The following is a 21,488-nucleotide window of genomic DNA, read 5'->3' on the forward strand; positions in this document are numbered from 1 at the left end:
ACTGCTTCAAACACCACAACTCGCAGACTCAATTACACCCTAGAGTACATCAGCAAACGCCGGACGCAATCTTTTGTATAGCGATAACCCTGCAAAAAACACTACCAGAGAAACCACCGCTACAAGACTCCACTCTCCCCAGTGTTTTATTTCTCCCACTAGCACCAAATCTCTATAAACCTCAGCGATCGCTGTCATCGGATTTAACCAAAACACCCAACCTCGCCATTCCTCCGGAATCGCTGATGCTGGATAAATAATCGGTGTTACGTAGAACCAGAGGTTTAAGATAACTCCCAGCGTTTGAGGAATATCTCGCAAAAACACCGTCAGTCCTGCCACTAAATAACCCAAGCCAGCGGTTAACAACAACTGCGGTAGCCAAATCAGGGGCAACAGTGCCAACGTCGTGTGTAGAGTTCCAGCCGACACCGCCACTAACAGAATCAACGCCATCAAGCCAAATGAACTTTCAATAAATGTCGATAAAATCGGTACAAGCGGTAACAACGCCAGCGGAAACACTACCTTCTTGACCAAGTTTGGCTGTCCCACCACCGAACTTGCTGCTTGGGTAAGTCCACTCGTAAATGCAAGCCAGGGAAGCAACCCCGCAAATAGCCATAAACCATAGGTAATATTATTCGCTGGCAAACCCTTTAAAGTCAGCTTTACCTGCAAGACAATCGAGAAAACATAGGTATAAATCAGCAACTGCGACAGCTGATTAACTAAAGGCCAAAAATTGCCTAGAACCGAACCCTTATATCGCGCTTCCAAATCCCGCCGCACCAGGGTTCTCAACAAATCCAGCTTTGCCCACCACAGGTCATTAACCGGCAGCAAACGCCTCACCCTGCCAGCTTTGCGAACAACTGCTTTCATCGACTTCAACAAATCCCGCTACTCTCTCACAACCAAAACACGAAGCCACTTTTTTCTATGAAGCTGAGTCAAACCTTAGAGTTCCCATTGTCGCTTTTTGGCATTTGTTTGGATTTTGTAACAAGTCTAGTCTATTAAGTTAAAGATGATATAGGAAATTTGCTGCAATACAAGCAGAAGTTTTGCGAGTGGCAGCTTCTGCCGAGGTAAAGCTTAGCAGCCTCAAGGTCATCTTGGTGCTACGCCAAAGCGGTAGAGCAAAGAGTTTGGGTCTAAATACCGTCCCTGGGTATTGATTCAGAGGTGAGCTGAACCAAAAGAAAGCGATGTCCTAAGAGGACGACCTTCGGTTCGCTACTGCTCGATCAAACCAATCTCCGAGGTTTTGCCCTAAACTGTGGAATGATTCGGAATGGTTCATTTGCATCGGAGCAGCAATGGAGATCGGTCAGAAAGTAAAAGTATACCGCCTCAGAGACAGGGTTTCTCCCGCCGTTGTTAATAAACTGGGGAAAGTCGGCACCATCAAAGGCTACAAAATGACGGATGGTAGTGGCGTTGGGGTCGTCGTGCAATTTGACGACAACTCGACCACTTGGTTTTTTGAAGATGAACTGAAACCCGCACAATAAGAACAGATGGCCCTGATTTTAACGTTTTTGGGCAAAGGCGGCACGGGTCGCACCACAGTCGCGATCGCAGCCGCCAAACAACTGGCAAGCAAGGGAGCGCGAGTGCTACTTGCCGGACAAGACCCCGGCCCCACTCTCGGATTGCTCCTAGGGGCGTCCCCTAGCGTTGACCCCCAGGAACTGGAGCAAAACTTACAGGTAGTCCAGTTCCAGTCTGCCGTGCTACTCGAACGCAGCTGGGAAGAAGTCAAAAAACTGGAAGCGCAGTATCTACGGACGCCTCTGCTGAAAAATGTCTACGGTCAGGAGCTGGGCGTTCTGCCAGGGATGGACAGCGCCTTGGCTCTCAACGCCATCCGCGAGTACGAAGCCAGTGGCAAGTATGACGTAATCATCTACGACGGCAGCGGCGACCAGACTACCCTACGGATGCTGGGGATGCCAGAGATACTCAGCTGGTATATTCGCCGGTTCCGAAAAGTCGTGGAAGATTCCGACCTGTGGAGAACTGTTTCGCCGTTCATTCAACCCATTAGCAGCGCTGTTCTCAATGTGTCATGGAGTGGGGATAACTTTGCCCAACAGCCCACCAATGAGGTGAACAATCTGCTGGAGCGAGGGAGAGCAGCCGTTGCTGATCCTAACCGCGTTGCTGCCTATTTGGTGACGACGAGTGCGCCAACTGCTGTTGCAACTGCCCAGTATTTTTGGGGCAGTGCCCAACAAGTCGGACTGACCGTGGGAGGCGTTCTGCTCAACCAAGAGTCGGACACAGAAGCCATTTCGGCAAACTTTACCCCTCTTGCAGTCAGCTCCCTTCCCAGCTCACCACCGGGTGACTGGCAACCGCTAATCGACGCCCTCCCGGATTTGCGTCAAGTATCGGGGCTGCCCAAACCTATCGAGATTGACATTCCAGCTCGTCAGGTACGTCTATTCTTGCCTGGTTTTGATAAAAAGCAGGTAAAACTCACCCAATACGGCCCTGAAGTCACCATCGAAGCCGGAGATCAGCGGCGCAATATCTCCTTACCCCCCCAGTTGAGCGGTCAACCCGTCAAAGGCGCTAAATTTCAAAATAGTTACTTGGCGATTTCGTTCTAATTGGTCATTGAGAATTGGTAATGGGTAATGGGTACTTGATAATGACCATTACCCGTTACCCATTACCTATTACCTATTACCCATTAGCAAATGACAACCGACAAACAACAAACAACCGATAACAACCCATCTGAGCGGAGTGCGAAAACTCGGCAACTGCTGGGCATGAAAGGTGCGGCTCCTGGCGAGACTTCTATCTGGAAAATTCGCTTGCAGTTGATGAAGCCGATTACCTGGATTCCCTTGATTTGGGGCGTTGTCTGCGGTGCGGCTTCTTCGGGTGAATACACTTGGACGCTGGAAAATGTTCTGAAAGCCGCTACTTGTATGCTGCTGTCGGGACCTATTTTAGTTGGGTATACCCAAACTTTAAATGATTTTTACGATCGCGATATCGACGCGATTAACGAACCCTACCGTCCGATTCCCTCTGGTGCCATTTCTGTTCCCCAAGTGGTGACGCAAATTTTGGTACTGTTATTTGCGGGGTTAGGGCTTTCCTACGTTTTAGATAGATGGGCGGGGCATGATTTTCCTACCATCACCTGCATTGCCTTGGGCGGTACGTTTCTCGCCTATATTTACTCTGCGCCACCGCTGAAGCTGAAGAAAAATGGCTGGCTGGGCAATTACGCTCTGGGTGCCAGTTACATTGCTCTGCCTTGGTGGACTGGTCACGCGCTGTTTGGCGAGTTAAACCCTACAATTATGCTTCTGACCCTGTTCTACAGTTTGGCGGGGTTGGGAATTGCGGTGGTGAATGACTTCAAAAGCGTTGAAGGCGATCGCCAACTCGGTCTACAATCGCTTCCGGTGATGTTTGGTGTTGGCACGGCTGCATGGATATGCGTGCTGATGATCGATATCTTTCAAGCTGGAATTGCCGCGTATTTGATAAGCATCCACCAAAATCTTTATGCGGCAATCTTGATATTACTCATCATCCCCCAAATCACTTTTCAGGATATGTATTTTCTGCGCGATCCCCTGAAAAATGATGTGAAATATCAGGCAAGCGCTCAACCTTTCCTAGTTCTAGGAATGCTTGTTGCTGGTTTGGCGTTAGGTCACGCCGCTTATTAGTAGTAGCGCGTCTAGCCTAGAATGCTTGGTTAAACAAATGCCCAAAAGCTTACATTTCAAGCTTTTCAGGTCTGAGTAAGCCCACTAAATTAGACTGGACGCGCTACTACTTTTGCTTGTAAGAATTTGTTGGTAAGCTTTAATCGTTGTTTGAGCGATCGCTTTCCAACTGTAATTTTTCAAAGCATACTCTTGGGCATTGATTCCCCGTCGCTGTCGTTCAAAAGCATCAGCCAGCGCCTCGCGCAATTGTTCAGTTAAACTACCTACATCGCAGACACAAACCCAGCCAGCTTCCGCTTGTTGAATTTCCTCCCAGATATAAACTTGGTCAGAAATTACCACTGGGGTTCCATTACACATTGCCTCTGCTACAGCAATGCCAAAGTTTTCGTAGTAAGAAGGGAGGACAAATAAATCGGCATCTTGTAGTAAGGCAGTTTTCGACTCACCAGTTACAAATCCGGTTATAGTCGTGCGATCGCGTAAAGGTGACGCTTGCAACTGTTCTCGAATTTTGTTCTCATAAGCTGGATCTTGCGGATTTCCACCTGCCAGCACAAAGTGAAAATCAGCACCCTCTTCTAAAAGTTTTTCCAAGGCTGGAATCAGTAAATTTAGCCCTTTTTTCGGGTCAATCCGAGACATAAACAGCAGCAAAGGCTGAGTCTCCGGAATGCCTAATTTCCTTCTAGCTTGACCTTTCGGGAGGATTGCTGGCTGCTTTACGCCTAAGGGAATTACCACATCCGGCGTTGAAGTTCCGAAGCGTTCGGAAATCTTAGCTTCTTGGGGGCTGGTGAAGTGAATTCCCGCCGCACCTGCTAAATTGGGACGTTCTAGCAGTGCCGCGTAAATCTGCTTCAACTGCTTCTTCTTGCGTAAGTCTGAGGGGTCTAGCGTCCCCAGAGGACGCATTAAATAGGGTAAATGACGCGATCTCGCCACAGTCGCTGCCGCCGTGCTTACAGGCGAAAACAAAGCGTGGATATGAGCTAAATCAAATTCAGCCGCGTGTCCTGCTAACCAGCGCAACAAATCCAGGGAAAACTTATAGCGCCGGAACGGGGAACAGGGGAAATAACGCACCTGATAGCCGTTTTGTTCCACCGGGCGGTCGAGAGGCACATCCAAGGGCGGCTGACCGACATCTCCGTTGCTATTTGTTGTTAGTACCGTCACCTCTACCCCTTCAGACGCCAGTGCCTCTGATAGCCCCAGAACCATCTGACTGGGACCCCCATAAACTAAAGAAATTGAAGGGACAATTTGTAAAATTTTCATTTTGTTTGTCAGGTGTCAAGTGTCAGTTGTAAGCACTACTGACTCTTAACTAACTGTTTATAAAAATCTAACTGCTGCTTAGCTAATGCAGTATTTGTATATTGCGCGATCGCTCGTTCATAACCCAGCTTACCCAACTTCTGGGCTAAATCTGGTTGTTCCATCAATTGCCCCAGGCAATTTTGCAAAGCTACTGCATCTTTCTCTGGAAAGATTAACCCCGCATCTCCAATGACGTGCGGAATTTCCCCGGAATCAGAACCAATTACAGGAACTTGGCAAGCCATCGCTTCAATCAGCACATGACCAAACTGTTCCTTCCAACCAGCGGCAGTCAAAGTTTTAAACTTATAAGTTGTTTCTGAAGGTAACACTAGCGTATTCATCAGGTTGATATAGCAGGGAACTGCGTCATGAGGAACGCTTTCCACCAAAATCAATTTATCTTTAATCCCCGCCTCAGCGGCTTGTTCTAGTAGTACCGATTGCAATGGACCGCGACCGAGTAAAAGCAATTTCCAGGGGCGTGACTGCAAGCCTTTCAACGCTTGCAACAGCGTCAGCAGACCTTTTTCTTCCACAAACCGCCCCACAAACCCGACCACAAATTCATCCGGTTGAATCCCCAGTTTTGCTGCCAATTCTGGCTGCGGTGTTGGTGAGAACAATCTCTCATCTACACCCAGCTGGGGCATTACCTTGCTAGGGCCGTGGTAGCCATGCTGCCGCAATATATCCACACCATCTTGATTTCCAGCAATCAGTCCGTGAGTGTGTCGTAGGTTATAAGCTTCTAGCAAGGAAACCGGAAATTTTAGTTCGTAGGGTAAGTTCCACCAGGTAAAAAACACATTTTTTGCCTTCAGCCCCAACAGTCGATTGAGCGTAATCAGCTGAGCATAACCTAAAGCTTTTGAACCCTGTTCCACTTGAATAATCTGGGGTCGAAACTGGCGCAACAAGGAAATCAAGTCAGCCCCAAAGGTAAGCATTCCCTGGTTGTTCTGGCTGAAATTAGAAACTGGCACGATTTGAAAAGAGCCTTCTTGACGCAGCTGAGTTTCAATCGTCTTATTTTGAACACCCCCAGGTTGCCACTGGCGCGGCACAACGACAGTTACTTCAATTCCGGGTTCCAGTTGAGCTAACGCCCTTAGTTTCTCGCAGTTGAGGTCAACGATATAAGTGTGACTGGCAACTAAAATTTTCATTGCGAATATCAAGAACTATTTTTGAATGTTTAGATTTCGGCTATTAGCTTTAGTTTTTTTCTAAACGCCAAATATCCTGTATTTTAGGTGAATTATTCTGTGCTACCAAAACAGGTTCTATTTTATAGTTCTGCTCTTGCTTGAGTTTCTGAAGCAGTCCTTTAGACACTTCCAATAAAAAAACATCGCTATAACCGTCTGGTACATTGACTGAGCTAGCTTTTTTAGTCAGTATTTTAAACTGTACTTTTGAATCTAGTAGATAGCTGAGCGTGAATGCACGACCTAAATTATCAGTAATTACTAGAGGACGAGTTGCTTGGTTGATTGTACGAGCTACCGCTGGATAGTGTGGGCTGCCAAAAGCCGACCAAGAAGGAGTTTGAGCAATAATTACACAGGATATAATTCCGCTTAGAAGTACGGCTGATGCTGCTACTTTTCCAAATGTTCTTTGCCAAGATTGTTTGGAACTTAACCAATTAGCTAAAAAGTACGAAACTACTATTTCTAAACCTAAAACGGTAGGGATTAAATATCTAAAACGGGTCGTAATAGAACCTCCGGTAATTATATCCTTGAGCATTAGTAGGACTCCTGTCATCCCAATTAATGTCAAAATAAATAACCATACCCGTTCTGGATTTTTTTTGAAAAGTAGATATAAAGAAAAGCCAGTAATTATTAAGATTAAAGGAGTAAAAAATAATTGTAAATATCGTAAATTTTGAGTAAGACCAGCCCAAGGATCGTAAAAATCAACAAAAGTAGTTACTATATTGTCTATCCAGACCTTAATCAGTGATAGCAAAGGGATGCGGCTTGATACCTGATCGACTGAATACGAAGACATACCCGATGCCATAAAAAGATAAAACCACGGCAAAAAAATTAATCCACTACAAGCCGAGGCAAGTAGATAACATATTAAATTTCTGTTAAATCGAAATCTTTCGATAAGAAAAACATAGGCCCCGTGTGCAATTAAAACAAATCCAAATAGTACATTAGAATATAAACCACCAATAGCAGTTATTCCATATATTACCCAACTAAGTTTTGTCTTTGTTCGCATCGCTCTCAAAAGAGCCGCGCTGGATAATAAAGTGACGACTGCCAGTAAACTATACGGTCGCACCACTTGAGCATATTGTAAATGAAATGGAGAGACAGCGACTAGAGCTGTGGCGATCCAGGCGACAAGGTGAAATTCAAATAATTCCCAACATAGCCAATAAATACCTACTAAAACAAAAAGACTAATAAATGCTGAAAAGCTTCTTTGAATGATTAACGGATTACTAAATATATGGGTTCCTAATTCTGACCAGATTCGCATTCCCAATGAAAAAATAGGTGGAAATACATAGGGTTCTACTACCAATCTTTGAATAGATTGACTGAAACTTATATCAGGGTTTATCCACTGATACTTCTGTAGCTCGTCAACTCCAACTACCGAATCATCAACTGCTAAGAACCGTTGACCGAATATGTATGTGGTGCTAAAAGTCTCATCATTTGAATAAATTTTTTGGTCGAGGTGATAGAACCTCAAAAAAATGCCTAAAACCAAAGAGAGAATGAGCAAAGCTTTTAGAAAAAGGGGAAGCACATGAAGATCGGGTGTTGTTTTATTTTCCATAGCTACGCCTCCTTTTTGTCGAGCTGGGTGTATATTTGACCATCTGCCCAGTTAGATTGAATAACTGTACCCAATGCTTTAAAGAATCCGAGAGTGTAGGAAACACCGCGACTAAGGATTTTGATGGGAGAACCGCTTTTGTAACAAGGGGGATGACCTAAAACGTGACAGTCAAATAGCTTGGCAAAGAATCGCAGACATTGAGCTGGGGTGAGGTTTTTGAAGCCTAATAGAAAGTGGTTGTGATAGAAGGTAAGTTGGTACTGGAGCGATCGCGTACTAATATCGTGACAGCCGCCAGTTTCTTCTCCTAGGTGAACTAAATCAGCATCGGGGTCGTACCAAATCTGATACCCTGTCTGCCGCAACCTTAGACAAAAATCTGACTCTTCGCGCACCGCACTCCCTCGAAACCGCTCATCAAAATGCAGTCCGTGCTTCGTAAAAATTTCTCGCCGGAAAGACATATTGCAGCCTCTGGCAGTCAGAACGCGCTGCGGCTTCACGGTATGCACTAAGTCAATGTGGTACCAGGCAATTCCAGGGTCCATCGCTTCTGGGGGCAAATCCTCAATCGTCAACTTATTGCCGGAATCTTCCAACTTCATCCGGTCAAATACTCGCCCTGCCACCGCACCCACTTCCGGACGCTCTAAATAATTGCGAGCATGAGCCTCTAAATATCCAGGCTTTAGCAGAACATCATCATCCAGAAATAACACAATTTCCCCAACTGCCCGCCGTACCGCATAATTTCGGGCACCCGGTAAGCTTGCCCAATCTACGCGAAACCAACGAATTTTACCGCTGTTTGCCAACTCCTCAAGATACGCTTGAGTTTCGGGCTGGTGCGTGGCGGTTTGATCGACCACTAGCACTTCAAAGGCTGGGTAGTCTTGCAGCAAGACATCTTTGAGCGTATCTCGCAAAGGTTCTTCACGTCCGTAAGTGGGGATAATAACCGAAATCAAAGGCTTCACGGTTTACTGCTCCGAAATGCAATTGAATAGTGAGCGATCGCTGAATACTGAGCGATCGCTGCCGTAATTATGTGGCAGGTACCGGGCTTGTTTTGCCGATAGTACGCCTTCCAGATGATTTGCGGCGTCCTTTCTTCTTCGTTTTAGCCTCATCATTTTCCTCCTCTGCCAATCGCTTCTCTTGTTCCTGCTTATCTATTTCTGGCAATTTAAAAATAACACCGGCAAAAAACCAGTAATAAATTGCCACCTCGGTATCCAAGGGATACCAGTAAGTGTTATAACTTAGCACTAAAATCAAAACCCAAAAACTGGCACCAAAACTGCGTAAACTTTTGTCTTTCACCGAGCGGTAAATTTTGAAAGTAATCGCTGTCAAGCAAGTCACGAAAACTAGAAACGCCAACGTGCCTGCCGGACCAATTTCGTATAGAACCTTAGGGTAGTAAGTTTCAACCAGCGCTGCATCACCAAAAATTCGGGTGGAATTGGTAGCCGTTCCCAAACCGCGTCCCAAAAATCCCCGCTGTTTCTTCATTGCCCAATTAAATTGCTCCACAATAAATGCTTGGGGAGGTGAAGCATTCCAGCGGCTGACAAAACTATCGATCCGCTCCTGAATTAAAGCTGGGTTGGCGGCGGCGGCGATGCTCAACACCACACCTAGCCCGACTCCAACGGGGATAAACCGTTTGAGGTTTGCTACTTGTCCTGTAAGCACCAGCAGCAGTACGAAGACAACGGGAACCAGCGACAGGGCAATTCTTTGACCGGAAATCACCGCATTGGCAAAGACAAGTGCCATACCGACTAAACCACCAATCCGCCAGAAAAACGAAGTGTCACAGAAGGCAGTTGCAAAGGTAAAAAAGGCGTTGGAAATCAGGAACCATGCCCAGTGCCAAGGAGAGACAAACGTACCTGGTAAGCGAATCATCCCGACTTCCGGGCTGTAAACCAAAGCGCCACCGACAAAACACTTGGCATCCAGGGTTGCCTTAAACAAAGCATCAGCAACCAGTCCTCTGGTACCAGCACATCTACCGCTAGTCAGCATCGAGTACTGAATAAAGCCAAGGATACAGCAGATGATGGCGAGAACCAGATGCATTCGCGTCAGGAAGAGCAATTCCTTTTTTGTCCGAATCAGATAGTAGGCACAAAAAGCCAGGGGAACGTACCCCAGAAAAACTTTTAGACCCAAAACTCCCTGCAAAAAGGGTTGTCCCGACCTACCGCCCGAAAATTGTAGGAAGCCGTTAACAAGAAATAGCGTCAGCCCAGAAAAGACTAATAAAATGTACAAGCTCGGCTTGATCTCTTTAGAAATCAGGATGGGTAGCTTTTTCCTTTGGCAGTCCTTTACTAGAGCAATCAATGCGGGAATATAGATTCCATCTTTAGCCAGCTGGAATACAGGATTTCCGCCACCAATCCAATAGGTGACAGTGCCATTAATCGGTAGGTAAAGGAGGAATGCCCATAGGGCTTTACGGGGGTATTTGTAGGAAAATCCCAGAGCCGGAATTGCTAAAGAGGCTAAGGCGGCTTTTGGTCCAGCGGCGAGAAACAGGAAGATAGCAAGAACGGCGGCAATCCCCACGCTGGCAAAGGCAAATTGAGTGAATTCTTTTCGCGCCTGCTGCGCCTTGCGCTTTTGGGCTAACTGCTCCTTAAGACTTAGGGTTGGCGTTTGAGACTGCTGTTTTGTATTTTTAGACTTTTTGGATTTTAGCTTTGATTTCGGCATGGGGGAGCTTGAAGCTGCCGGTACCCATCGATTTTGGCATACATGATTTGAGATGCGTGGATTAGCGATCGCATCCACCTATCCACGCATCTCTTTCTCAAAATCACGCCAGATGTTGTTCGACGGCGAGAACCAGCTGTTCTGTCCAGTGATTTGTTAAGTCGGCACTGGCGGCTTCCACCATAACTCGGATGACGGGTTCGGTGCCAGAGGCGCGAACTAAAATTCTTCCTTGGTCTCCCATCGCTGCTTCCGCTTGAGCGATCGCATTTGTCACAGCGTCGCACTCTTGCCAACGCCGTCTCTTTTCACGGTCTTCCACCCGCACATTCCGCAGCAGCTGCGGATAAGTCTGAAAGCTTCCATCGATCAGTTCCGAGAGGGATTGCCCAGTGCTATGCACCAGTGCCGCTATATGTAAAGCGGTCAGCAAGCCATCTCCAGTGAGACTGTAATGGTGGCAGAGGATGTGTCCCGATTGCTCGCCGCCCAGCTTTCCTCCAGTCCGGAGCATTTCCGCCTGTACGTACTGATCGCCGACGGCTGTCCGCACGAAAGAACCGCCTAGCTGTTTCCAGGCGCGTTCAAAGCCCAAATTCGCCATAACGGTCGCCACGATCAAATCTCCAGGCAACTGTCCAGCTTGCCTCAGGGTATTGCCCCAAAAATAGAGGATATAGTCGCCGTCAACGACGCGACCTTGGGCATCGACTGCCATGACTCGGTCGGCATCTCCATCAAAAGCAAAGCCTAAGTCGGCACCGTGCTGCTTGACGGCTGACTGGAGGGAGCTGAGGTGAGTCGAACCGCAATTTACATTGATGCGATCGCCGTCGGGACGATCGTGCAAGCAGATGACTTCTGCCCCCATCTCTTGAAACACCGCTGGTGCTAGATGAACCGCTGCGCCCCAAGCCAGATCCAGCACGACTCGCAACCCTTTTAGGCCGATCCCTGGTGCGAGCGATCGCTTCAGCAAGTCCAGATAATTTGTCACTAACTCCGGTCGATGATAATGCTGTCCCCAGCTACCATTCAACGTGGCGAAATTCGCCCTTCCTCTTAAAGCCGCTTCAATGTCCTGCTGCAACGCGGGGGGTAGCTTTGTACCATCCGATCCAAAAAACTTGATTCCGTTATCTTCTGGCGGATTGTGGCTAGCAGAGATCATCACCCCGCCTACGGCTTGGGAGGCGCTGGTGAGATGAGCCACGCAGGGAGTCGGGCATAGCCCTAGATTCCACACTTCCAGTCCCGCTGACGTTAAACCAGCGGCAAGCGCCATTGCTAGCATATCGCTGGAGTTTCTAGAATCCTGCCCTAAAATCACCGGCCCTGAGGTGGTTGCCGATGCCCGCAGCACTTGACCTGCCCAAAAGCCCACTTGCAAGGCTAGGGATGCACTCAGCAATTCTCCAGCTTTTCCGCGAATGCCATCGGTGCCAAACAGGGGAGTCGTTGGCAACGCGAGGAAACTGGAAGCAGGATTATTACCAATCCGGATGCCTGGTTGCTCTACCTCAGTCACAGGACTAGAGAGCTGAGGACGGCTTGGGGATGAAACCATATTTTTAAACCACTCCAACACACAACACACTTACAGTGGAGGATAGCACCTTCCGGAATAACCCAAACCTCTCTTAGGGTCTGCCGTTGGCTTGCTCTAGCTCAAGGCGGCTGCTGAGTGCGATCGCATTCGGATGTTTGCTGGGCAAGACCAGTGCAAACTCAGTTCCCTTCCCCGGCTGCGAATTCACCTCAATTTTGCCTTGATGCTTTTCCATAATTTGGGCGCAAATTGCCAGTCCTAGCCCGGTACCTTTTCCCGCAGGCTTAGTCGTGAAGAAGGGATCGAACAGTTTGTTTTGAATATCTGGGGGAATACCGAGACCGTTATCTCTAATCCGCACTCGTACAAACCCGGGATTTTCTGTTTCTATTTCCGTCTGAATCAAAATCTGCGGGCTGGTTTGCTGGCTTTGCTCAAGCAAGGCGTCAATTCCATTGCTCAAGATATTCATAAATACTTGGTTAAGTTGTGCTGGATAACACTCAACTAAAGGCAACTCTCCATATTGCTTAGTTACTTCAATGCCGCGTTTAAGGCGATGGTTGAGAATCAATAAAGTGCTGTCAATTCCTTCATGAATGTCAACTGGTTTCATGTCCGCTTCGTCTAGGCGAGAGAAATTTCGCAAAGACAGCACGATTTGACGGATGCGCTCAGTTCCCATCTTCATCGAAGAGAGTATTTTCGGCAAATCATCAGCGACAAATTCCAGGTCAAATGCTTGAATTTGAGCTTGGATTTCCGGGGCGCTGTTGGGATAATGTTGCTGGTAAAGATCGACCAGAGCGAGTAAATCCTGCGTGTACTCGCTGACGTGGCTCAAGTTGCCGTAGATAAAGTTAACTGGATTATTAATTTCATGAGCCACTCCTGCTACCATTTGACCCAAACTAGACATTTTTTCCGTTTGAATCAAACGGGCTTGAGTTTGCCGGAGATCGTGCAAAGTATGGCTGAGTTCACCAGCTTGAGACACTAACTCAGCATTCAGTTCTTGCAAATGAGCACGAACTGCTTCTAGCTGCTCATTTTTGCCCTCTAGTTCTTCAGTCCGTTCTGCTACCCGTCTTTCCAAAGTCTGGCGAGCGAACTCCAATTCTTGAGTATAATTTGCAACTCGTTGAATGAGGGTGTTGAAGGAAATCGCTAATACTCCAACTTCATCTTGAGTAAGGACAGGAGCTTGCAGGTCAAAATTAGCTTCCTCATTCGCTTGAGTCACTACTTTAGTAACTGCTTCAATCGGATGTGCGATCGCGCGACTGGTATAAATGGCGATCGCGGTTGCGATCGCACTCGACAGTAGCATGGCAGCGATCGTAACCTGGGTTCCTACCTTTTCTGCCTCTTCTAGACCCTCATAGGCTTCTTCTTCTGCCTTGTGAGCGTTTGTAATTAAGATTTCTACGTCTTCTGAGAAGTTGTCAAACTCAGTAGCTACTTTATTATTCGTAAAAGCGATCAGTACCTGCTGTGCGGCTGAAACATCCTGCGTTTTTAAATTCAACTCATTAATTTTTTTAAGGAGAGATTCTACTTGCTGAAAGTAACTTTCTACCGGATTCTGGTTATTTTGAAGAAATTGCTTCAAATCCCGGCGATTAGTCCTATCTGCTAAAGCTCTGATTTCAGATAGCCGATTCTCAACCTCCGCTTTATGCTCAATGAAATGAGCATAGTGTTCCCTAAATACCTCTGGTTGCGATATTAAAGAAATAAATTGTTGCTGGTGGTTTCGTGCCTCTAGGACGTTAAACCTCAAGTCATTGAAAACAAGTGTTTCCTTATGTACCCTCTCTAGATTCTCCCTAGATTGATCTTCATAGTAATAATCTCCTACCGTACGTCCTATGGCGGTTCCTACAATCGCCACAGCAAGAGTTAGGGCATATCCAAAACCAATTTTCTTTCGGATACTGAGACGATGGAGCAATCGGTTTGCCCAGTCTGGAGAAGGTTCTGGGGGTCTGAGTTGGCTTTGTGGCTCAGACTTAGCAGCAACGACCCGTTCGTGTGGGGTAAAGCTAGCGTCTGGAGATGGCATAGTCGAAATTCCAGTGGGATACTCAATGATAGTTTTCCCTTAAAAATATTTAATCTAACAATAGATAAATATTAGATTTTGTCTGACCTAAGCCGCTAATGTTTATTTCTTACCTACTTCCTTAGCTTTCGCAAAGCTAAACTAACTGGTCGATTAAACTCCCGCCTCTAACAACAAGGGTTGGATTGTCTCCCAAGTTAATCCTTGCTCTATATACTGGGGAGTTTCGGGATTGTAAGGGGAAAGAACTCTATCAATAGAGATAATCGATGCCTTATCTGGTAGCACCGGCACATCCGGATCGAACGCTGTTGGGCGCATCAAAGAACTAGAATATCCTTTAAAGATGGCAATTTTGTCTTCTTCTCCAGCAATTTCAGCCGTGACAACCAGGACTTCATGAGGGCGCTTGGCGGTGTATCGCTCTAGACGCTGCCCAACAGCATTACTCATATTTGATGCGGGGTGTAAAAGGTTAAGGACAAACAATTAAAAAGCCAAAATTAAAAAATATTGATTTTTTAATTTTTAATTTTTAATTGTTTTTACTGTTCCATTGCTGAGCGTCCCTCCTTGCCCAGCCGGATCAAGACAAAATAACTCAAGTAAAGTACATAAATCACCAATCCCACCATCGCCAAAAAGCCTAAAAATCGAGGTGTATAACTGGGATGGAAATACTGTTTGTACATCCTAGGTGCTTCTAACCAAACGTCACAAAATGGTTTCTGGATTGCTCCTGGGGAAAATGCACAAGACAGGAAAGGAAGGAAAGCTAAAGCGCCCAATGTTAAATAAACACTGACAGCCCAACGCCACGCTGTTAGCACTAGCTTTAGAGGACGCAGTGGTTGATCGTCAATTTCATCGTTGATATCTACCCAAAACCAGAGGGATATGGGAATCAACAGGCGGGCAAAGAAAGACGACACGTAGGAAATAGGCCATCCAGCAATCATCAAGTAAATTGTAATCGCCAGTAGACTAGAAACCCGCCAGTAGATGATTAACAAGCGCACCATTGCATCGGCTTTCTGGATAAAAGCCCAGATCAGCAGAATCAGCGGAATGATAACGGTAAATAGTAGCGCTAGTCGGTAGTCCATCCAAACTAACGGTCGAAACCAGAGGTTGTCATTGTCCATTGGCTGTGTATGGCAGAAAGGGGAATTTTACCCACTCATTTTAACTGTCTAGGTGCAACTGCCACTCAACGAATCTCGTTGCTCTAATTGCCTGCAACAGCTCCCTACACTTGAGGAAAGGGAATTTTTTCTCTTTCCCTTATCTTTACTTTCCCGCTCCAAAACTGCTTCTTTTTCACTTGTGGGGGCAGGGAGCTTAGATTCATTTCCCGATTGCTCAGTAGGGGCAGGGAAACCCCTGCGCTACTTTTTTGGCTTACGCGAGAAGCCGCTTCAGAGCGATCGCATCTGTCGCATCAAAACAAATATCGGTATAGATAGCTACGCAAAACGAAAAAACAAGCAACTCGAACGACTTCAATCAGGTTCTTGTTGCTTGTAAGTGCCAGAAATTTATCCGGTGAATTCGTGCAGCGAAAACCAGCTTGGACTGGCGGCATTTAGCACTGAATTAAGTTTATTCTTCGTAGACCCGGCACTCATCGGCTCCTGGATTAGCGTCACAATACCGCTCTAGAGAATTCTTCGGCTTGGTTTCCCGCTGATGGGATGCTTCTGCTTGCAATTCTTCAACGGCATCCCAGGCAGCCGCACACTCACCGGAACCTGCGCCCTTTGTATCGCACACAGTCCGGGCTTGCTCGCGCTCTTGTTCAATTTGGTCTTGGATGTTGCTCATAATTCTCGTCCCCGTTTCTTGTTTTAATTCAGGAAACCTGGTGAATTTCGACCGTTATCGGTAATCTCCAATCAGGTGTTCTGCTCGCTGACTCTAAGTTTTCAGTCGTTCTTTCTTTGTCATATCAGCAAGTGACAGCACCTGAACAGGATCGATCTTTATCTTTTAAGATTTGGTCGTTTCTGACTCACCGAGGTGCCAGTATACACTTAACCGGCTAATCTATGGTTATCTTCACCATATTAACTAATGTTAAGGCGCTACTGCCACTCGCCAACTCCTCCCCTAGGGTTGAAGTAAGGGACTCTACAACCTGTGCCTTGCGAGTGTTAGGGTAATGATAAGGCTTTGATACCCTGCCAATCCGCCCAAGAGCATTGGCTTACAAAAGCGCATTTTTGTGTAATCCCTATGGCTAAGCAGATCAAGTGGACGAACGCCTTATCAACCCGTCCGTCTTTAGAAGCGGCAGTGGCAGAAGTGGTTGAACGTACGACTCTGGCGTTGCAGGCACCGGCTGACTTGGGGCTGGTGTTCATCTCGTCTGCCTATGCGAGTGAATATTCACGGCTGATGCCATTGTTACAAGAACAACTTAATATCAAAGCGCTGATTGGCTGTGGTGGCGGCGGCATTATTGGCATGAATTCGCAGGACGAAGTGGAAGAAGTCGAACAAGAACCCGCATTAAGCCTTAGCTTGGCTCATCTTCCTGGAGTCAATGTTCGCGCATTTGAGATTTCTAGTGATGCTCTGCCTGACCTGGATAGCTCACCGGATAATTGGGTTGACCTGATTGGCGTATCACCCGCTGATGAACCCCAGTTCATCTTGTTAGCCGATCCTTTCTCTTCCAAGATTAATGACTTACTTCAAGGACTGGATTTTGCTTATCCAGGCTCGGTGAAAGTGGGGGGACTGGCTAGCACTGGCAGTTTGGGTAACAACACGGGCTTATTTTGTAACTACCAGCTCTACCGCGAAGGAACGGTTGGCGTCGCTTTAAGTGGCAATATTGTACTGGAAACAATTGTGGCACAGGGCTGTCGCCCGATTGGGAAGCCTTATCGAATCACGAAAGGAGAACGGAATATTCTTCTGGAACTGGCTCCCCAAGAGGATAGTGCCGATGTGAATGACTGTGTCGGAAAGTCTGGGACGCCTCTGGAAATCTTACAGGATTTAATCGAGAATTTGAGCGAGGCAGACCGACAGTTAGCACAGCATTCGCTGTTTGTAGGCTTAGTGCGGGACGAATTTAAGTTAAACCTGGAGCCGGGAGATTTTTTGATTCGCAACTTACTGGGCGTAGATCCTAGAGTGGGGGCGATCGCAATTGGCGATCGCGTCCGCCCCGGTCAGCGCATCCAATTCCACCTCCGAGACGCCCTAACCTCCGCAGAAGACTTAGAACTCCTCCTCCAGCGCTATCAAAAACAGGCACCTAACGATTCTCCATCTGCCGGTGCTTTGATGTTCTCCTGCCTGGGGCGAGGAGAAGGGCTTTATGGGCAGCCTAACTTTGACTCCGAGCTATTTCGTCGCTATCTAAAAGACATCCCCCTGGCGGGTTTCTTCTGTAATGGTGAAATTGGCCCTGTAGGAGGAAGTACCTTCCTGCATGGATACACTTCAGTCTTTGGTATTTGTCGCCAAAAATAAATTGATTACAGTTTGGAAACTTTATACCTCAAGACGGGGAACAGGTAATTCCTGAAAAAACAATTACCGATTACCAGTTCCCAAACTATTTGTTTCACAATTCCGGCACAGTTAGATTAAATGTTGCTGGAATCGGTAAGTTTAAGACCCCCAACTTTTACTAAATTCTCAGCCGTACCATTGCGTTTGGAAACAACCTTAGCCGGTACACCTACAGCAACCGAATAAGGAGGAATATCTTTAGTTACGACTGCGCCTGCACCGATGACACTACCCTTCCCAATCGTGACTCCATCCACGACGGTTACTTTGCTTCCCAGCCAACAATCATCTTCAATCACAATTCCCTTGCAGGTATCACCTTGGCTGACAATCGGACTTGTGGCATCGGCAAAGTTATGATTGCTAGCATAAATGGTGGTATGCGAGGAAATTAAACAGTCTTTGCCAACTTTGATTTGACTGCCAGATAAACAAGTGTATGGACCAACATACGTATTGTTTCCAATTTCAATACAACCTCCGGGCATAACTTTGATATCAACACCACGGTCGAGCCTAACCCGCTTTTTCAGACAAATTTTACTGTTTTGACCACCAGCATATAAATAAATATTTCTGCCTAGGGACACCTCCTCTTCAAGATAAATTCGACTATTCTGGTCGCCGCTTTCTAAGAGAGTTCCCCGAAAAATTTTAACTTTATCTCCAATTTCAATACAACAAGCGCGAATAAACTCAACACCTGGTTGAATCAAAACAGACGTACCTATGCGTCCTAAAATACTCCGGTAAAAAAAGTTTCGCAGTTTTAAACCGATTGATAAGGGGAACCACCCAAAAAATGTAATGAATAAAGATTCTTTCTGACGGTTCCATTGGGAAGGATAACGGTAATTTTGAATGTCCATTGCTGTTTCTGTCAAATCTGATTTGGGTAATAACAGATATCAAGCGCTCTGTAACAGGAATTGAGTTTTTGCTCAGCAGCAGGAAGGCTATTTAAAATAGCCTTCTCTATTCAATTGTTAAGATTCTGCAACTAAAATTCCCTGTTTTATTTCGCGTTCGCAAACGCTATTTCGCTGAGAAATAACCCTAGCAGGGACACCAACGGCAACTGAGTAAGGGGGAATATCTTTGGTTACAACTGCGCCTGCGCCGATGACGCTTCCCTTCCCAATGGTGACTCCATCGAGGACTTTGACTCCACTGCCTAGCCAACAGTCATCTTCAATCACAATTCCTTTGCAAGTGATACCTTGCTTCCAGATATAAACTGTAGGATCTGCAAAGTTATGATTGTTGGCATAAATTCCTACGTGTGATGCGATTAAACAGAATTTGCCAATTTTGATATGACCTGGGCCACCTAAACAGGTGTAGGGAGAAATATGCGTTCGTTCCCCAATTACAATATTGCAGTTACCTCGTTCGGTAACATTAATATCAACGCCTCGATCGAGGCATACTAAATCTCCCAGAGAAATCTTACTGTTTTCGCCGCTAGCGTTTAGGCGAACGTCTCGAAGAATTTTGACATTGTCTCCAACTTCAATAGAAGAAGCATTCAACAATTCAACTCCACTTTGAATGTATAGAGCTTTACCTACCCGACCTAAAATTGTTGGGTAGAGTAGTCTTCGCAGCATCGTACCCAACGGTCGCCGAATTCCTCCTATTAAGGTAATTAAGAGGAATTCGTTCATCCGCGACCATCGGGAAGGTTCTAAATATTTTTGTGATAAAGGTTGGGATTTTTCCGCACTTATGTTATTAGTCATGGCAAATGCACTCCAAAATCATCCTAAGGAAAACTAACATTTGATGATTTGTAGGAGTAACTATCTCTTGAGCGAAATCAGTACAGCTTCAGCAAGCTTGTCTTTGACTTCAAGCCATCAACCTAAGGCAACGATTAGAGGCAAGATTCTCCAAAAAAGCTGGAGTTGTTGTTAACTTACAGCCATTTCAAAAGTAATACCTGCTCGATACAACAGACTCTTACTCGTGTTAGTTTCAATGCCTCCAAACCCAAGGAAGCTTAGAAGCCTAAGCTATAGGCTTTAAAGATAGTTACTATGAGCAAGCAAAATTTTTACCTATGCTTGCCAAAATCCTAAAAATTTTAGGAAACTAGCTTAGTTTCTTTTCACTGCGATCGCCTAATCGTCTGGCTTCGCCTCTAAACCGCCTTAACTAAGGAGGAGTATCTCCAACTTCAGCCATCACATTAAATTCCACCATCGGTGCAAACAACATGGCACTTCCGCGATGGCTATGACGACTTTCTTCTATCCAGTTTCGTTGGTCTACTACTAAGGTCACGATGTAGAGCGTGGATTTAGAGACTTGTATCTAGACTGAAAGTGAGCTTAAGCAATGCTATGGCACTTTAGAGACACTTTACTGAAGGTAAAGATTTAACAGCATCTTACTAAAGATAGATCAAAGAGCTGATGAATTAGGTTATAGAGATAAAGTTGTGTAATTGTCAATGAGGGCGGGGGTGCCATCGGGAGCGATCGCGCCAAATGACTCGAAATAACGCTTTGCGACTGGGGGGAAGTGGGAGAAATCAAATAAAGCATCCCCCTTGGCAACATCTGCCCAGAAATAGCGTAAATTGGAGGCGAGTCCCTCTGCCTCTGTCATCGGGATATTTAAGGGTGGCTCAGTCAGCAACTTGAGCATGAAGGGAAGTGAGCGATCGCCCATCCAATCTCGTGAGAATTGTGGCAGCGTTGGGAAATGGGGGACAGATTCCACCCGATGCGACTCAATCTGCAAGGATTTTTTGCCTTGGTTATCGGTGCGGAAGTTCAAGCTCCGGTAGGGATGAGGATAGCTAACCAGAGAACCTGTCGTGATTTCATAAACACCGCGATCGCGAGCAATATCCTGAATATGCAAATGCCCTGTAAAAATTAGATTTACCCCCGCCTCGCGGAGCATTTGCAGCAGCACTGGCGCATTCTCTAACATATACCGACGCCCTAGCTGGTGGGTGGATTGTCCGGGTAGATGCTCGACGACGTTGTGATGCACCATCACCATCACTAACTCATCATTAATCTCTTTGAGATGTTGTTGCAGCCATGCCAACTGAGCATCATCCAAACGCCCTATCTGTTTCCCGCGATCGCTAAAATTATTGGAATTCAGCCCAATTAAACGCACTCCGGGTAGAATTTGAGTCGTGTAATACAGTTGCTCCGGATGCTCGTAGCCAAACTGTTGGTAATAGCGGGGAAACTCTTGGAGTCCAATGGCGCTATCAGTAGGGAGTAAACTGGGTACATCATGATTCCCCGGCACCACGTAGACGGGGAAAGGGAGCTTCAAGAGGCGTTTTTGCAGCCAAGCATGATTTTCTGGTTCCCCATCCTGCGTTAAGTCTCCCGGTATCAACAGAAAATCTAAGTTGAGTTGTTCCAGATGTCTCAGTACAATCTCCAATGCTGGGATGCTGACTTCTACCATGTGAAAACGGCTGGGATGATCCGTAATCGTGTCAGGAAGTGCAATGTGTAAGTCGCTGATGACAGCAAAACGAAAATTGAGACTCATAGCGCCAACGCAAAAATGGATGAGGGAATGTGATAATAGCGATCCCCGTCGATCATAACCTTTGGTACATTCTCTTCCGCACGCGAAGCAGTTAGTGCGCCAAGTTCGCATCAAAACCTAACCCTCAACCTCCTTCCCTACCAGGAAAGGGAGGCGAAATGCGCTCTGGAGGCTAAAATATGCCTGTTTCTTCTCCTTGTAGGAGAGAGTTAGGGAGAGGGAAAAACTTTGTGTTGAATAATAT

Annotated in this window: 19 protein-coding genes; 4 read left to right on the plus strand and 15 right to left on the minus strand. The window is 46.3% G+C overall.

Annotated features, from left to right (window positions below; translation table 11 throughout):
• Positions 1-39: 39 nt before the first annotated feature.
• Positions 40-885, minus strand: a complete 846-nt coding sequence (locus tag NDI44_RS14090) for an ABC transporter permease (RefSeq protein ID WP_190410405.1) — start codon at positions 883-885, stop codon at positions 40-42.
• A 437-nt stretch (positions 886-1,322) separates the two neighbouring features.
• Here NDI44_RS14090 and NDI44_RS14095 point away from each other — a divergent pair, with 437 nt between their 5' ends.
• The 3 genes from NDI44_RS14095 to chlG all read left to right on the plus strand — a co-directional run bounded on the left by NDI44_RS14095 (position 1,323) and on the right by chlG (position 3,704).
• Positions 1,323-1,517 (plus strand): DUF2862 domain-containing protein, encoded by a 195-nt coding sequence (locus NDI44_RS14095; RefSeq protein WP_190410406.1) that lies wholly within the window; start codon positions 1,323-1,325, stop codon positions 1,515-1,517.
• A 6-nt stretch (positions 1,518-1,523) separates the two neighbouring features.
• Positions 1,524-2,621 carry an ArsA family ATPase gene (locus NDI44_RS14100; protein WP_190410407.1) on the plus strand — a complete coding sequence of 366 codons (1,098 nt, stop codon included), beginning with the start codon at positions 1,524-1,526 and terminating at the stop codon, positions 2,619-2,621.
• Positions 2,622-2,711: 90 nt separating this feature from the next.
• Positions 2,712-3,704 carry a chlorophyll synthase ChlG gene (gene chlG / locus NDI44_RS14105; RefSeq protein WP_190410408.1) on the plus strand — a complete coding sequence of 331 codons (993 nt, stop codon included), beginning with the start codon at positions 2,712-2,714 and terminating at the stop codon, positions 3,702-3,704.
• 84 nt (positions 3,705-3,788) lie between these two features.
• Here chlG and hpsP read toward each other — a convergent pair whose 3' ends face one another.
• The 10 genes from hpsP to NDI44_RS14155 all read right to left on the minus strand — a co-directional run bounded on the left by hpsP (position 3,789) and on the right by NDI44_RS14155 (position 16,012).
• Positions 3,789-4,988, minus strand: a complete 1,200-nt coding sequence (hpsP, locus tag NDI44_RS14110; RefSeq protein ID WP_190410409.1) for a hormogonium polysaccharide biosynthesis glycosyltransferase HpsP — start codon at positions 4,986-4,988, stop codon at positions 3,789-3,791.
• A 35-nt stretch (positions 4,989-5,023) separates the two neighbouring features.
• Complete coding sequence (gene hpsO, locus NDI44_RS14115; RefSeq protein WP_190410410.1) at positions 5,024-6,199, minus strand: hormogonium polysaccharide biosynthesis glycosyltransferase HpsO; 1,176 nt, start codon at positions 6,197-6,199, stop codon at positions 5,024-5,026.
• Between the two features lie 49 nt (positions 6,200-6,248).
• Positions 6,249-7,844, minus strand: a complete 1,596-nt coding sequence (locus tag NDI44_RS14120; protein ID WP_190410411.1) for a glycosyltransferase family 39 protein — start codon at positions 7,842-7,844, stop codon at positions 6,249-6,251.
• A gap of 2 nt (positions 7,845-7,846) precedes the next feature.
• Complete coding sequence (hpsN, locus tag NDI44_RS14125) at positions 7,847-8,824, minus strand: hormogonium polysaccharide biosynthesis glycosyltransferase HpsN (protein WP_339380834.1); 978 nt, start codon at positions 8,822-8,824, stop codon at positions 7,847-7,849.
• 67 nt (positions 8,825-8,891) lie between these two features.
• A complete protein-coding gene (hpsL, locus tag NDI44_RS14130) occupies positions 8,892-10,574 on the minus strand; it encodes a hormogonium polysaccharide biosynthesis protein HpsL (protein ID WP_190410412.1) in 1,683 nt (560 codons plus the stop codon).
• Between the two features lie 103 nt (positions 10,575-10,677).
• Entirely contained in the window at positions 10,678-12,141 is a 1,464-nt protein-coding gene (gene glmM / locus NDI44_RS14135) for a phosphoglucosamine mutase (protein ID WP_190410413.1), read from the minus strand.
• Positions 12,142-12,214: 73 nt separating this feature from the next.
• A complete protein-coding gene (locus tag NDI44_RS14140; RefSeq protein WP_190410414.1) occupies positions 12,215-14,188 on the minus strand; it encodes an ATP-binding protein in 1,974 nt (657 codons plus the stop codon).
• Between the two features lie 153 nt (positions 14,189-14,341).
• Positions 14,342-14,641 (minus strand): hypothetical protein, encoded by a 300-nt coding sequence (locus tag NDI44_RS14145; RefSeq protein WP_190410415.1) that lies wholly within the window; start codon positions 14,639-14,641, stop codon positions 14,342-14,344.
• A 92-nt stretch (positions 14,642-14,733) separates the two neighbouring features.
• Entirely contained in the window at positions 14,734-15,333 is a 600-nt protein-coding gene (locus NDI44_RS14150; RefSeq protein ID WP_190410416.1) for a DUF3177 family protein, read from the minus strand.
• Between the two features lie 457 nt (positions 15,334-15,790).
• Positions 15,791-16,012: a Calvin cycle protein CP12 gene (locus NDI44_RS14155; protein WP_190410417.1), complete on the minus strand. Its 222-nt coding sequence runs from the start codon at positions 16,010-16,012 to the stop codon at positions 15,791-15,793.
• 411 nt (positions 16,013-16,423) lie between these two features.
• On the opposite strand from NDI44_RS14155, the gene NDI44_RS14160 reads away from it, so the two are divergent.
• Positions 16,424-17,674, plus strand: coding sequence for an FIST N-terminal domain-containing protein (locus tag NDI44_RS14160; protein WP_190410418.1), 1,251 nt, complete (start codon positions 16,424-16,426; stop codon positions 17,672-17,674).
• Positions 17,675-17,790: 116 nt separating this feature from the next.
• Here NDI44_RS14160 and NDI44_RS14165 read toward each other — a convergent pair whose 3' ends face one another.
• The 4 genes from NDI44_RS14165 to NDI44_RS14180 all read right to left on the minus strand — a co-directional run bounded on the left by NDI44_RS14165 (position 17,791) and on the right by NDI44_RS14180 (position 21,244).
• Complete coding sequence (locus NDI44_RS14165) at positions 17,791-18,585, minus strand: acyltransferase (protein WP_190410440.1); 795 nt, start codon at positions 18,583-18,585, stop codon at positions 17,791-17,793.
• Between the two features lie 117 nt (positions 18,586-18,702).
• Positions 18,703-19,458: an acyltransferase gene (locus tag NDI44_RS14170; RefSeq protein ID WP_190410419.1), complete on the minus strand. Its 756-nt coding sequence runs from the start codon at positions 19,456-19,458 to the stop codon at positions 18,703-18,705.
• A 415-nt stretch (positions 19,459-19,873) separates the two neighbouring features.
• A complete protein-coding gene (locus NDI44_RS14175) occupies positions 19,874-20,002 on the minus strand; it encodes a hypothetical protein (protein ID WP_277877460.1) in 129 nt (42 codons plus the stop codon).
• Positions 20,003-20,143: 141 nt separating this feature from the next.
• Positions 20,144-21,244, minus strand: a complete 1,101-nt coding sequence (locus NDI44_RS14180) for a metallophosphoesterase (RefSeq protein ID WP_190410420.1) — start codon at positions 21,242-21,244, stop codon at positions 20,144-20,146.
• Positions 21,245-21,488: the final 244 nt, after the last annotated feature.

It is taken from the genome of Trichocoleus sp. DQ-A3, assembly GCF_039961975.1.
Taxonomy (GTDB): Bacteria; Cyanobacteriota; Cyanobacteriia; order Cyanobacteriales; family FACHB-T130; genus FACHB-T130.

Bases quoted from the DNA above. Each gene is read 5' to 3' on its own strand.
- NDI44_RS14090 (WP_190410405.1), bottom strand. From the start codon at position 885: ATGAAAGCAGTTGTTCGCAAAGCTGGCAGGGTGAGGCGTTTGCTGCCG.
- NDI44_RS14095 (WP_190410406.1), top strand. From the start codon at position 1,323: ATGGAGATCGGTCAGAAAGTAAAAGTATACCGCCTCAGAGACAGGGTT.
- NDI44_RS14100 (WP_190410407.1), top strand. From the start codon at position 1,524: ATGGCCCTGATTTTAACGTTTTTGGGCAAAGGCGGCACGGGTCGCACC.
- chlG (WP_190410408.1), top strand. From the start codon at position 2,712: ATGACAACCGACAAACAACAAACAACCGATAACAACCCATCTGAGCGG.
- hpsP (WP_190410409.1), bottom strand. From the start codon at position 4,988: ATGAAAATTTTACAAATTGTCCCTTCAATTTCTTTAGTTTATGGGGGT.
- hpsO (WP_190410410.1), bottom strand. From the start codon at position 6,199: ATGAAAATTTTAGTTGCCAGTCACACTTATATCGTTGACCTCAACTGC.
- NDI44_RS14120 (WP_190410411.1), bottom strand. From the start codon at position 7,844: ATGGAAAATAAAACAACACCCGATCTTCATGTGCTTCCCCTTTTTCTA.
- hpsL (WP_190410412.1), bottom strand. From the start codon at position 10,574: ATGCCGAAATCAAAGCTAAAATCCAAAAAGTCTAAAAATACAAAACAG.
- glmM (WP_190410413.1), bottom strand. From the start codon at position 12,141: ATGGTTTCATCCCCAAGCCGTCCTCAGCTCTCTAGTCCTGTGACTGAG.
- NDI44_RS14140 (WP_190410414.1), bottom strand. From the start codon at position 14,188: ATGCCATCTCCAGACGCTAGCTTTACCCCACACGAACGGGTCGTTGCT.
- NDI44_RS14145 (WP_190410415.1), bottom strand. From the start codon at position 14,641: ATGAGTAATGCTGTTGGGCAGCGTCTAGAGCGATACACCGCCAAGCGC.
- NDI44_RS14150 (WP_190410416.1), bottom strand. From the start codon at position 15,333: ATGGACAATGACAACCTCTGGTTTCGACCGTTAGTTTGGATGGACTAC.
- NDI44_RS14155 (WP_190410417.1), bottom strand. From the start codon at position 16,012: ATGAGCAACATCCAAGACCAAATTGAACAAGAGCGCGAGCAAGCCCGG.
- NDI44_RS14160 (WP_190410418.1), top strand. From the start codon at position 16,424: ATGGCTAAGCAGATCAAGTGGACGAACGCCTTATCAACCCGTCCGTCT.
- NDI44_RS14165 (WP_190410440.1), bottom strand. From the start codon at position 18,585: ATGGACATTCAAAATTACCGTTATCCTTCCCAATGGAACCGTCAGAAA.
- NDI44_RS14170 (WP_190410419.1), bottom strand. From the start codon at position 19,458: ATGACTAATAACATAAGTGCGGAAAAATCCCAACCTTTATCACAAAAA.
- NDI44_RS14180 (WP_190410420.1), bottom strand. From the start codon at position 21,244: ATGAGTCTCAATTTTCGTTTTGCTGTCATCAGCGACTTACACATTGCA.